We start from the raw sequence: 11,997 nt of genomic DNA on the forward strand, positions 1-11,997 counted from the left end.
TAGACGCTGAGGTTTTTAAGACTTTAAACAGTTATTTATTTTTAATTTTAAGTTTTTTTTAGAGTTTTTTAAAACCGACATTCTTTTTTTTTCGTTAGTATTACAAAGTCATAAAAATCTATAGTGTTTTCAAGTGAAAATACAGTGGAAAAAATGACAACCTATGTTTAAAATGGATAATACTACGCATAACATATTAAACTCTTTTTTTATAAAGATAGCCGGAATAGCTATGAGTTTATGTTATGTATTTGGACCTTCGCATTATGTGGTTAGTCAATTTCTACATGCCATGTCTCATAGTATTGAAGCTTCTAATATCTTTTCGGGTCATGATAGTCATGAGCATCATCATCACGAGCATCAACATATCCAGACAGAACATGCGGTAACAGAAACGCATAGTCATGAAATTTTAGAGGTCATTGATTCCGTTTTAGAAAGTTCAAATTCAGAAAACGATTCAAAAAAATCTGAAATAGTAACTTTCAAATTAGATAAACATTTAGAGACGAATAAAGATTATCAAATTCAAAATTTAGATTGGTCTTTAAAAGGGCAGTCTGCATTTAATTTCAATAAACAAAAAGTTCGTAAAGGCTATATTAATGGTTTAATAGAACCACCGCAATACGTTTGGTACATTAGTTTGTAATTCATTTTTATGAGACTACTACGCAAACTATAATTAAAAAAACAATCAAATTTTACTTATCAACTTCTAAGGGAATTAATACATAATTAATGGTCCTAGGGAGTGTAATACATTAAATAATGTTAAAAAATATAATAACAGGACTGTTATTCATTTTTAGCGTTGGGCTAAGTTATGCTCATGAGCTAAGTGGAACAGTTATTTCAGAGGAAAGTAATAAACCGCTTCAAGGTGTTGGAGTGTACAATAAAACCACAGGTAACTATACGTATACAAATGTTTCTGGCTATTTCGAAATTGATGATGTTTCGGTTAACGATGTTATTTACTTCTATCAATTAGGTTTTGAAAATCAAGAGCTAATAATAGATGAAAGTCATTTAGATAGTAATATCGATGTGTTTCTATTAATCTCTAAGGCCTCTTTAGATCAAGTTTTAATAGTATCAAAAGTGAATACTTTAAGTACTTTTTTAAACGTCGATTTAAAAACAAACCCTGTAAAAACATCTCAAGAAATTTTAAGAAAAATACCAGGATTAATTATTGGTCAGCATGCCGGAGGTGGTAAGGCCGAACAAATATTTTTAAGAGGTTTCGATATTGATCATGGTACAGATATCGCTATAGATGTTGATGGTATGCCGGTAAACATGGTGTCGCATGCACATGGACAAGGTTATGCCGATATGCACTTTATAATTCCAGAAACTATCGATAATATAGATTTTGGTAAAGGTTCTTATTATGCAGATAAAGGAAACTTTAATACCGCAGGATATGTAGATATTAATACTAAAAAATCCATAGATAATAACGTTATTTCGCTAGAAGCGGGCCAGTTTAATACAGTTAGAGCCTTAAGTATGCTTAAGTTGGTAGATACCGAAAATAGTTCGGCTTATTTAGCTTCAGAGTTAATGCTTTCTGATGGTGTATTCGATTCGCCTCAAAATTTTAATCGTATTAACATCATGGGGCGTTATAACTTTAATAATTATATAGATCAAGAATTAACCTTATCTATGTCTCATTTTCAAAGTAAATGGGATGCCTCTGGGCAAATTCCTGTTCGTGCCGTGGAAAGTGGTCAAATTGGACGTTTTGGAGCTATTGATGATACCGAAGGTGGTAACACAAGCCGAACAAATATTTGGTTAAATCATAAAAAACAATTGGATGAGCATTCGGCTATTAAAACATCTGCTTATATTTCTAAATACGATTTTGAGTTGTTTTCAAACTTTACTTTCTTTTTGGAAGATGAGGTAAACGGCGATCAAATTCGTCAATATGAAGACAGAGCCATCGTTGGAGCAAAAACAGCTTACGAGCACTCATTTCATTTAAAAGATCACAACGCGCAATTAAAGTATGAATTAGGAGTTGGTTTTAGATATGACGATGTTAATGATGTGCAACTATCTAGAACAAAAAACCGACAAGAATTATTAGAACGTTTGGCTTTTGGGAATGTAGATGAGTTAAACGGATTTTCATTTGCTAATGTAACGTACAAGAAAAATAAATGGACTATTAATCCTGGCTTACGTCTTGATTATTTTAATTTTGATTACGAAAATTTATTAACCGAAACTTATGATAGCACTAGTGAAAACAAAGTGTTACTAAGTCCAAAGTTAAATTTTATTTACGCGCCATCATCAAAACTACAGTGGTTTGCAAAAACAGGATTAGGGTATCACTCCAATGATACAAGAGTTGTAACTGCTAATAATGGTGAGGAAATTTTACCAACAGCATTTGGTACAGATTTAGGAATTATTTCTAAACCTGCAGATCGCTTAGTTATTAATGCGGCACTATGGAGCTTATTTTTACAACAAGAATTTGTTTATGTTGGCGATGCCGGAATTGTGGAACCTAGCGGAAAAACAAAGCGTTTTGGTGTCGATTTTGGACTACAATATCAACTAAATGATTATGTGTTTTTTAATACCGATGTTAATTATACATACGCAAGAAGTAGCGAAGAGGCGAGTGGAGAAGATTACATTCCTTTAGCACCAGATTTTACATCTTCGGGTGGATTAAATGTTAAAGATTGGAATAATTTTTCTGGAGGAATTAGTTACAGAATGATAGGAGATAGGGCAGCTAACGAAGATAACTCTATAGTTGCCGATGGCTATTTTATAACCGATTTAAACCTTAATTACACGCTTAAAAACTGGACGTTTGGGATTATTGTAGAAAATCTATTTGATAGCGAATGGAACGAAACACAATTTGCTACAGAAAGTAGATTGTTTAACGAACCTAATCCTGTTGAAGAAATTCATTTTACACCAGGTTCTCCATTTTTTCTAAGAGGCAAAATTTCGGTTAAGTTTTAAAAAAATATAATTTTTATTAGAAAGCGCACTATTATGGTGCGCTTTTTGTGTTTACAGCAATAATTAGTGAGGATTTTAGTTCCCGTATACACCTAAAACCATTTACTTTCTTGTTATTTTTGTAACAGGTTCAAAATGCGTTTATTTAAAATATAGTTATGAAAAAATTAGTTGTTGTTATAGTGCTGTTGTTTACCGTAAATTCATTTGCGCAAATTTTAGAACCTGTTAAATGGACAACCGATGTAAAAAAGATATCGGATTCTGAATATGAGTTAATCGCTATTGCTAACATTGATACCAAATGGCATTTATATTCGCAAACCGTTCCAGAAGGCGGACCTATGCCAACAATTTTTAGCTTTGTAAGTAATGGTCATTATTTAAAAAAAGGTAATACTAAAGAAGATGTAGGCGTAACTGTTGATGATCCAACTTTTAATATGAAGGTTAAATATTTTGAAACTAAAACCGAATTTAAGCAACGTATTAAGCTAAAAAAGAAACCACCTTTTAACATTGAAACCGAAATAGAGTATATGGTTTGCGATGATAAACAGTGTATTATGCCCGATCCGGAAAACCTTACTTTTAACATTCAATAGATTTTATATCATCAATTTTATATCTAACCATGAAAAAACTTGCCTGTATATTATTAGTCGCTATAGCGTTTGTATCGTGTAACAAAGAAGTAAAGAAAGATTATGTAACGCTTTCTGGTAAAATTACAAACCCAACGTCCGATTCTTTAGTGGTAGCTCAAAACGCTATTATAAAATCGATAAAAGTAAATCCAGACGGTACGTTTTCTGATACTTTAAAAGTAGCATCTGGAAATTATGTATTGTTTGATGGACAGGAGCAAGCTAATGTATATCTAGAAAATGGTTATGATTTAAGGCTCACGATGGATACCAATAAATTTGATGAAACTATTAAATTTGAGGGCATAGGTGAAGATGTAAATAATTATTTAGCCGAAAAAGTATTGTTACAAGAACGCCTTTTAGATTATGATGAATTAATGGCTAGTAGTAAAACGGAATTTGAAAATAAGCTAAATTCAAGTATTGAAGAATTTAAAAGCCTCTTAACTGCAGTGCCAAATGTTGATGCTACATTTGTTAAAAATGAAAATATAAGTTTTGGTATGTTAAAGGAACAGCTAAAACTAGAGTATAGTAAAAATAGCAAACCATCATTATTTAATGGAAAGGCGGCACCAAAATTTAACGATTACGAAAATTATGCTGGCGGTAGCACATCTTTAGACGATTTAAAAGGAAAGTATGTTTATATCGATTTATGGGCGACTTGGTGCGGACCATGTAAGGCCGAAATACCAGCGCTAAAACGTGTAGAAAAAGCATATCATGGCAAAAATATAGCCTTTGTTAGTATTTCTTTAGATAGCCCTAATGCTTACGATAAGTGGAAAGCTATGGTTAAAGAAAAAGAATTAACAGGTGTACAGTTATACGCTAAAGGCGACCAAAAATTTGCTAGAGATTTTAAAGTAAGTACGATTCCTAGGTTTATTTTAATCGACCCAAATGGTATCGTTGTTAACGATAATGCGCCTAGACCTTCTAGTAAACAATTAACTAAGATTTTTGATAGGTTGGAGATTTAAACCAAATACCTAAAAAGAGTATTTGTATTATATACGTGTTGCTAAACAAATGAGAAAATCAGTGCTAACAATATTCTTAATACTATGGTTTAATGGCTTTTGCCAATCTAAATCAGATTGTGATAAAGTTTTAACGAAAGAAATCACTCTGATTTCAAATGACACAGATAATCTAAAAGAAATTATAGAAGACTTTTCTCAACTTAAAAATTGTGGTCTTGATGATGGAGATATTGAAATATTTTCAAAAGGTCCAATTTTAGGAATTTTTTTAGTTGAATTAGCATCAAATAAAGAGACTGGTTCTAGATTGACGTTTCAAAAACTTTATGATAAAGTATTAGAATTTAAAGAAACAGAAGAATATGAATTAACTAAAACCTCGATTTTAGTTTCAAACGAGTTGTCTAAAAGAACTGCAAATTTAGAAAATTGGGAAGAGGACAAAGTCCTTTTTCAAAAACTTCAAGTTCCTTCTAATATTATAGATGAATTTCATAATTATTTAAATGAACATTCAAATACGGAAAAAACATACATACAGGTTTTTGATGATTTTCAGGAAACTAAAAAGCCAAAAAAGACAGAAATAAAACGAAAATAAAAAGAGTATAACGGCATTTTTAAAAATGCTGGCAATGTAGATTATGATAACCTTCTAAATAAATCCATAAAATTAAAAAAGCCATTACTTCTCTATTTTACTGGATATGCTTGCGTAAATGCTAGAAAAATTGAACACAACGTTTTATCCGAGAATAGAATTAAAGAAAAACTAAAAAATGAATTCTACTTTGTTAGTCTTTATGTTGATGATAGAACAGCTTTATTTGAAAATGAAAGAATTAAATCTGAAACGAATGGAAAATTATTGAAATATGTAGGACAAAAACATTCTGAATTACAGACTAGAAAATTTAAGAGTAATTCTCAACCTTACTTTGTAATTATAGATAAAAATGGAAACAAAGTAAAGGACATGGGCTACACCACAGAAATAGAATTATTTAATAATTTTTTAAATACAAACGAATAATTAAGTGTTTGGAGCTATATAGCTAATAAAAATCCAAGTAAATATTCTTAAAGTAAGTCCATTAACTCTCTATTTCTCCAAAATCTCAACCTCAAATAATTTATCCCAACGTTTTCCTGTAACAAAAATGGTTTTTGTTTTTGGGTTATAAGCAATACCGTTTAAAACATCTAAACCGGCATGTTGGGTAACTAACTTTTTTAATGGTTTAAAATCTACTACGCCAATTACAGCACCATTTTTCGGATTAATAATGGCTACACCATCTTTTTGGTAACGGTTGGCATATATTTTACCATCTATCCATTCCATTTCGTTAATACCAACAATTTTACCTTTGTTAGTATACACTTGTATGTATTCTTGCTCTGCTAAAGTTTCAGAGTTTAATAACCATATTTTTTCGGTACCATCACTTTTATAAATAGTGTTGTTATAATTACATAAACCCCAACCTTCTTTACTATTACCATACTTAAAGCTACTTAGTTTTTCAAATGTATTTACATCGTAAACAAAGCCAGTGCCTTTTTGCCATGTTAATTGGTATACTTTATTGTTTAAAATGGTTAAGCCTTCACCAAAATACTCATCGGCTAAATCAATGTTTTTAATAATGTTTCCTGTTTTATAGTCTAGCTTTCTAAGTTTCGATTCTTTGTGCTGCCCTGTGCTTTCATAAAGGGTGTCGTTATAAAACTCTAAACCTTGGGTGTAAGAAGTAATATCGTGCGGATATTCATTAATTATTTTATATGTATACACTTTTGGTAATTCGCTATTTAAAATGGTAACTGCCGATGTGGTTGTTTGTTTTTCGCCTTCAACATAAACCGTAGCTTCAATGCTGTGTTTTCCTAGTTTAAAATCTTTTAAATCTGAATTTTCATTAATTCGTTTACCATCTAAATGATAGGCAACCGAGTCGATAGTTAACCCTTTTTTGTTCTCAAGAGACAATTTTAAGGTGCTATTATTGGCTATATTCCCTTTTTCAGCATTAGTTTTTATAGAAAAATCACTTTTTTTCTGACCAGAATTAGATCCGCAACCAATTAAAATTCCTCCTAAAAATATGATAGTGAGATATTTGAATGTTTTCATTTTCGATATATAATTTATAGCAAGATATTTATTTAAAATCGGTTTAAAAAATCATTGTGAAAATTTTAAAAGTTTGTATCTTTGCAACCGGCAAGTCCTACACAACCAGCTCCTGTTGAATCCTCCAGGTCGGGAACGAAGCAAAGGTAAATGGTCGTAGCGGTGTGATGTAGGTAGCTTGCCTTTTTTTATGCAATAAACTCAAATCTTGAAAGCTTAGGCGAATCAGGATTTTTTAGTTTTATAAACATTCTTGCAAGGGTTGAACCTTATAAGTATTATTGTATTTTTAAAGCATTAAATAACGTTTTTTATGTCTAAAGTCGTATTAATAACAGGTGGTTCTTCTGGTATTGGAAAATCTATAGGTGAATTTTTAATTGGTAAAGATTTTATAGTGTATGGCACCAGTAGAAGCCCAGAGAAGTATAAGGACAGTAAATTTCCTATTCTTGCACTTGATGTTAAAGAGAATCTTACCATTTCTGAAACGGTACGTACTATTATTGAAAAGGAAGGCAAATTAGACATTGTTATTAATAATGCTGGTGCCGGAATTACGGGACCTATTGAGGAAACGCCCGATGAAGAAATAAAGAATAATTTTGACACTAATTTTTTCGGACCAATACGCGTTATAAAAGCGGTGTTACCGCAAATGCGTAAGCAAAACTCGGGGTTAATTATTAATGTTACCTCAATTGCGGGTTATATGGGTTTACCATATCGTGGTGTTTATAGCGCTAGTAAAGGTGCTTTAGAGCTTTTAACCGAGGCTTTTAGAATGGAAATAAAGGATTTTAATATAAAAATGACCAATGTAGCACCAGGTGATTTTGCTACCAATATAGCCGCTGGAAGATACCATGCGCCATTACTTGAAACGTCGCCATACAAAAAACCTTATGGAGATACTTTAAACTTAATGAATACACATGTTGATAATGGCAGCGATCCTGATATTATGGCAAAAGCGATTTATAAGATTATTAATAATCCCAACCCGAAAGTCCATTATAAAGTAGGGGAGTTTTTGCAGAAATTTTCTATTGTCTTAAAACGTATTTTACCAGACACCGTTTACGAGAAAATGTTAATGAACCATTATAAACTGTAACTTTAAGCAAAACCTTAAGTTGGCAGATGATTTAGCCCTGATAGTAGCGGCATCCTTTTTTGTGTTTCTATATTTTTGTTAAATAGACTTAATTATTTTAGTAAACTTAACTGTATTAAATGTAGAAAATATTTAATACAAAAAAGATATAGCGGATAGTAGGAATAGCTTCAAATTATTATTACTAAAATTGAGGTGAAATAGGGGTAATGTATTACCTATTAATTAACCCAAGTAATTGTTCTTCAAAATTAACCGAGAACATATTGGTATTGCTGTTTACAATTTTATTGTTTTTATCTACCAATATGGTTTTTGTCATGGGGTAAATAGCTAAAACATTCGATGCTACTTCTGGGTTTTTAAACAGGTATTCGTTAGGGCTATAAAACCCATTACTTTTAAGAAGGTTTTTAGACTTCTCTATGTTTTTCCCGTCCATACTAATGGAAATAAAATTAATCTCGGGATATTTAACCTTTAACTCTTTTATTTTATAATGGCTTTCCTTAAAATGGTCAAAATATTTGGAAGACCAAAAGCATAATACCGTTGGCGCATATACTTTTGCGTTAAGTCTATATTCGCTCTCGTCGTAACCAAAAATTTTAATATTAGGTAATTTATCGCCGTTTTTAAGGTTGTTAACAGAGCTTGTAAAACGCAACATGCGCTCTTTTCCTTTTTCACTTTTACTTATGCTTAGGTAGTTTTTTAATAACTCCTTATTATGTTCTATATTTTTACTTTTAGCTAAGTAACCAATTGTAAAATGGTAAAGTAAATCGTCCTTAACCTCTGGGTTTAAAATTAAACTATCAATTAATTTGAGTCTGTCTAAATTAAAACACAATGATTTTTTATCGAAACAGGCATTCTTTTCGTGGGTATCGTGCGTTTTTAGCGATAAATTACTTAAGTTATAACGTAAAAATTTATTGTAACCATGGTGGTTACTTAAAAAAGAATCGTTGTAATTAATTTCTTTTCTGTAGTTATAAAAATTCTTAGGTAAAGATTTTAAAAGCGCTGCTTTGTTTTCGCCAACATGTACAAAAGGATACACCTCTTTACTCAGGTAATATTTATAATCGATATTAGCATGCGCAATTTTTAAAAATAAATCCGACGGATCGTTTTTCTCAACAAAATGGTCTAAACGTTCTGCCTTGGAGTCTCTTAAAGAGTCTGCCTTTTTTTGAAAATCTTCGCCGTTAAGCTGGCAAATTTTAATGATATATTTTTCTTCCTTTTCGTTTTCTATATATTCATTAATAAAGTAATTGTTTTTATTGTCGCCTTTACCACTGTAAACAAGCGATTCATCAAAATCTAAAGTATTAAGCCTAAACAATAAACTATCTTCGGGTTCTAACAATATTAATTGATATTCGCCACCATGCCTAAACGTGTAAAGCCCTTTGTTTAAATTATCAATTTTATAAAGAAATCTGTTTCTACCATCTAACTTAACCGTATCAATAATAGTCTCGTCTTTAGATAAAACAATATAGTTTGTATTGGGGTTAATAATCTCGCCACCCAAGTACGCAATATTCAATGCAGATTCCTCGTTGTTTTTTTTACAACTTAATAAAGAGATTGAAATAAATAAAATAGTAAAGTAAAACTTCATATAACCCTCAAGCGTATTTGTAATAGCAAAAATATAGCTTGTTATGATAAACTCCTGTTAATGCGTTGTTAAATATTTAAGAATCAAAAAGTCCCATAACTACTTAAAATTTGGGCCACTATGTTTCGTCTTACCAATGTAATTTTCTACTTTTGCAAAAAATTAAATAGTCCTTTATGTTATCAGTATCAAATCTTTCTGTTCAGTTCGGTAAACGTGTCCTTTTTGATGAAGTAAATACCACTTTTAATAATGGTAATTGCTACGGAATTATTGGCGCCAATGGATCTGGAAAATCTACATTTTTAAAGATTATCTCTGGGAAGCAAGACCCAACTTCGGGCCATGTTTCTTTAGAAGCAGGAAAGCGTATGTCGGTTTTAGAGCAAAACCATAATTTATATGATGAGAGCACGGTTTTAGAAACTATTTTAATGGGTAACAAACCCTTATTTAAAATTAAAACTGAAATTGATGCCTTATATGCAGATTATACTGATGAGAATGCCGAAAAAATAGGTGAGCTTCAAGTTAAGTTTGAAGAAATGGATGGCTGGAATGCCGATAGTAACGCAGCTGCCATGTTATCTAACTTAGGTATAAAAGAAGAGTTTCACCATACTTTAATGGCCGATTTGGATGGTAAACAAAAAGTACGTGTGTTATTAGCACAGGCTTTGTTTGGTAATCCAGATGTGTTAATTATGGATGAGCCTACCAACGATTTGGATTACGAAACCATTTCTTGGTTAGAAAACTTTTTAGCTAATTATGATAACTGTGTAATTGTCGTTTCGCACGATAGACACTTTTTAGATGCCGTTTGTACACATATTTCAGATATCGATTTCGGAAAAATAAACCACTATTCTGGTAACTATACATTCTGGTACGAGTCTTCGCAATTAGCAGCAAGACAACATGCACAACAGAATAAAAAAGCTGAAGAAAAGAAGAAAGAATTAGAAGAATTTATTCGTCGTTTCTCTGCTAACGTTGCAAAAAGTAAGCAAGCAACAAGTAGAAAGAAAATGATCGAAAAACTTAATATAGGCGATATTAGAAGAACCAGTCGTCGTTACCCTGCTATTATTTTCGAGCGCGAAAGAGAAGCTGGAGATCAAATATTAAATATTGAAGGACTTGGTGCTTCTATTGAAGGCGAAGTGTTATTTAAGGATATAGATTTAAACTTGGCTAAAGGCGATAAAGTGGTTGTGTTTTCTAGAGATTCTAGAGCAACAACAGCATTCTATCAAATTTTAAATAATAAAGAACAAGCAGATTCTGGTAAATTTATGTGGGGTGTAACTACAACACAATCGTATTTACCATTAGATAATGATGAGTTTTTTAATAACGAGCTAACTTTAATCGATTGGTTACGCCAATATGCAACCACCGAAGAGGAACGCGAAGAAGTAAACATTCGTGGTTTCCTTGGTAAAATGATTTTTAGTGGCGAGGAAGCCTTTAAAAAATCGTCTGTATTATCTGGAGGAGAAAAAGTAAGATGTATGCTATCTAGAATGATGATGATGAGAGCTAACGTTTTACAATTAGACGAGCCAACAAACCACTTAGATTTAGAGAGTATTACAGCATTTAATAACTCACTTAAAAATTTTAAAGGGACCATATTATTTACAACTCACGATCACGAGTTTGCACAAACCGTTGCCAATAGAGTAGTGGAGTTAACGCCAAATGGCGTTATAGACCGTTATACCACGTTCGATGAGTATATGCAGGACAAAAAAATCAAGGAGTTACGTAACAAAATGTATGGCGTAACAGTTTAATCTAAAACAAAAATAATTAGGGCGTTACCCATAAAGGGTCGCGCTTTCCGCTACAAGTCCTCGCACTTCCTATCGTCAGGCTGTGGGCTTTCCACTTCAATCCCTAACGCGGGTTAATCTGCGTACTGGTTTTTAAATGGCGGGCAATGGGTCTGTTTGTATAAGGGTTTTGCTGTAAAAAAAAGTACAAATAATCAATTATAGAAGAAGCTGAAGGCATAAATCTTAATTTAAAGATTTATGTCTATGCATTTTAATTGTTGCAAAAATTTAAACGGATTAGCTTTAATTAGTACTCCAACTCTAATTCCAATAAGAAGTTTTCAAAAACAGGTTTTGCCCTTTCAAGTTCATCCTCATGCACATGAATATGCAATATGCCATGAAAAGGAGAGCCTAAACCACCCAATCTAGCGTATTCAGATTCATCTTTAACTATAGCCGAAATATTTAAGTTTTGTAGTTCTTTAAAAATACGTTGAATATCAATAAAATAGCCTGAAAATACTTTAATGTAGTTTAACATGGTATAATCTGTAAGAGGGTTTTTTACATGTACGTAATATTAGTATGGTTTAGATGTTCTAAACCCAAAAGATTACAAATACAAAATAAGTCCTTCCTTCGCCGTATCCAATAATTAAAAAGTTTGTG

Annotated in this window: 11 protein-coding genes and 1 other RNA gene; 9 read left to right on the forward strand and 3 right to left on the reverse strand. The window is 31.7% G+C overall.

Annotated features, from left to right (window positions below):
* Positions 1-163: 163 nt before the first annotated feature.
* The 6 genes from HNQ90_RS07925 (at position 164) to HNQ90_RS07950 (ending at position 5,684) form a co-directional block, all read left to right on the forward strand.
* Complete coding sequence (locus HNQ90_RS07925) at positions 164-655, forward strand: hypothetical protein (protein ID WP_144116057.1); 492 nt, start codon at positions 164-166, stop codon at positions 653-655.
* 119 nt (positions 656-774) lie between these two features.
* Positions 775-3,012 (forward strand): TonB-dependent receptor, encoded by a 2,238-nt coding sequence (locus tag HNQ90_RS07930; protein WP_144116056.1) that lies wholly within the window; start codon positions 775-777, stop codon positions 3,010-3,012.
* 158 nt (positions 3,013-3,170) lie between these two features.
* Positions 3,171-3,617 carry a protein-disulfide reductase DsbD domain-containing protein gene (locus HNQ90_RS07935; protein WP_144116055.1) on the forward strand — a complete coding sequence of 149 codons (447 nt, stop codon included), beginning with the start codon at positions 3,171-3,173 and terminating at the stop codon, positions 3,615-3,617.
* 29 nt (positions 3,618-3,646) lie between these two features.
* Positions 3,647-4,648, forward strand: coding sequence for a TlpA family protein disulfide reductase (locus HNQ90_RS07940; protein WP_144116054.1), 1,002 nt, complete (start codon positions 3,647-3,649; stop codon positions 4,646-4,648).
* A 49-nt stretch (positions 4,649-4,697) separates the two neighbouring features.
* A complete protein-coding gene (locus HNQ90_RS07945; RefSeq protein WP_144116053.1) occupies positions 4,698-5,252 on the forward strand; it encodes a hypothetical protein in 555 nt (184 codons plus the stop codon).
* 66 nt (positions 5,253-5,318) lie between these two features.
* Entirely contained in the window at positions 5,319-5,684 is a 366-nt protein-coding gene (locus HNQ90_RS07950) for a thioredoxin family protein (protein WP_260847847.1), read from the forward strand.
* A 69-nt stretch (positions 5,685-5,753) separates the two neighbouring features.
* On the opposite strand, the gene HNQ90_RS07955 is transcribed toward HNQ90_RS07950, so the two are convergent.
* A complete protein-coding gene (locus tag HNQ90_RS07955; RefSeq protein ID WP_144116051.1) occupies positions 5,754-6,788 on the reverse strand; it encodes a glutaminyl-peptide cyclotransferase in 1,035 nt (344 codons plus the stop codon).
* A gap of 88 nt (positions 6,789-6,876) precedes the next feature.
* Between HNQ90_RS07955 and ffs the strand changes: the two genes are divergently transcribed.
* Positions 6,877-6,975: signal recognition particle sRNA small type (gene ffs, locus HNQ90_RS07960), an RNA gene on the forward strand.
* A 126-nt stretch (positions 6,976-7,101) separates the two neighbouring features.
* Complete coding sequence (locus HNQ90_RS07965) at positions 7,102-7,905, forward strand: SDR family oxidoreductase (protein WP_144116050.1); 804 nt, start codon at positions 7,102-7,104, stop codon at positions 7,903-7,905.
* A gap of 214 nt (positions 7,906-8,119) precedes the next feature.
* On the opposite strand, the gene HNQ90_RS07970 is transcribed toward HNQ90_RS07965, so the two are convergent.
* Complete coding sequence (locus HNQ90_RS07970; protein ID WP_144116049.1) at positions 8,120-9,541, reverse strand: TlpA family protein disulfide reductase; 1,422 nt, start codon at positions 9,539-9,541, stop codon at positions 8,120-8,122.
* A gap of 176 nt (positions 9,542-9,717) precedes the next feature.
* On the opposite strand from HNQ90_RS07970, the gene HNQ90_RS07975 reads away from it, so the two are divergent.
* Entirely contained in the window at positions 9,718-11,343 is a 1,626-nt protein-coding gene (locus HNQ90_RS07975; protein ID WP_144116048.1) for an ABC-F family ATP-binding cassette domain-containing protein, read from the forward strand.
* A 289-nt stretch (positions 11,344-11,632) separates the two neighbouring features.
* Here HNQ90_RS07975 and HNQ90_RS07980 read toward each other — a convergent pair whose 3' ends face one another.
* Entirely contained in the window at positions 11,633-11,869 is a 237-nt protein-coding gene (locus tag HNQ90_RS07980; RefSeq protein ID WP_144116047.1) for a DUF2007 domain-containing protein, read from the reverse strand.
* Positions 11,870-11,997 lie beyond the last annotated feature (128 nt).

This window comes from Algibacter amylolyticus (genome assembly GCF_014202225.1).
GTDB classification, from domain to species: Bacteria; Bacteroidota; Bacteroidia; order Flavobacteriales; family Flavobacteriaceae; genus Algibacter_B; species Algibacter_B amylolyticus.

Excerpts from the sequence above, each read along its gene's own strand:
- HNQ90_RS07925 (WP_144116057.1), top strand. The coding sequence starts at position 164 with ATGTTTAAAATGGATAATACTACGCATAACATATTAAACTCTTTTTTT.
- HNQ90_RS07930 (WP_144116056.1), top strand. The coding sequence starts at position 775 with ATGTTAAAAAATATAATAACAGGACTGTTATTCATTTTTAGCGTTGGG.
- HNQ90_RS07935 (WP_144116055.1), top strand. The coding sequence starts at position 3,171 with ATGAAAAAATTAGTTGTTGTTATAGTGCTGTTGTTTACCGTAAATTCA.
- HNQ90_RS07940 (WP_144116054.1), top strand. The coding sequence starts at position 3,647 with ATGAAAAAACTTGCCTGTATATTATTAGTCGCTATAGCGTTTGTATCG.
- HNQ90_RS07945 (WP_144116053.1), top strand. The coding sequence starts at position 4,698 with ATGAGAAAATCAGTGCTAACAATATTCTTAATACTATGGTTTAATGGC.
- HNQ90_RS07955 (WP_144116051.1), bottom strand. The coding sequence starts at position 6,788 with ATGAAAACATTCAAATATCTCACTATCATATTTTTAGGAGGAATTTTA.
- HNQ90_RS07965 (WP_144116050.1), top strand. The coding sequence starts at position 7,102 with ATGTCTAAAGTCGTATTAATAACAGGTGGTTCTTCTGGTATTGGAAAA.
- HNQ90_RS07970 (WP_144116049.1), bottom strand. The coding sequence starts at position 9,541 with ATGAAGTTTTACTTTACTATTTTATTTATTTCAATCTCTTTATTAAGT.
- HNQ90_RS07975 (WP_144116048.1), top strand. The coding sequence starts at position 9,718 with ATGTTATCAGTATCAAATCTTTCTGTTCAGTTCGGTAAACGTGTCCTT.
- HNQ90_RS07980 (WP_144116047.1), bottom strand. The coding sequence starts at position 11,869 with ATGTTAAACTACATTAAAGTATTTTCAGGCTATTTTATTGATATTCAA.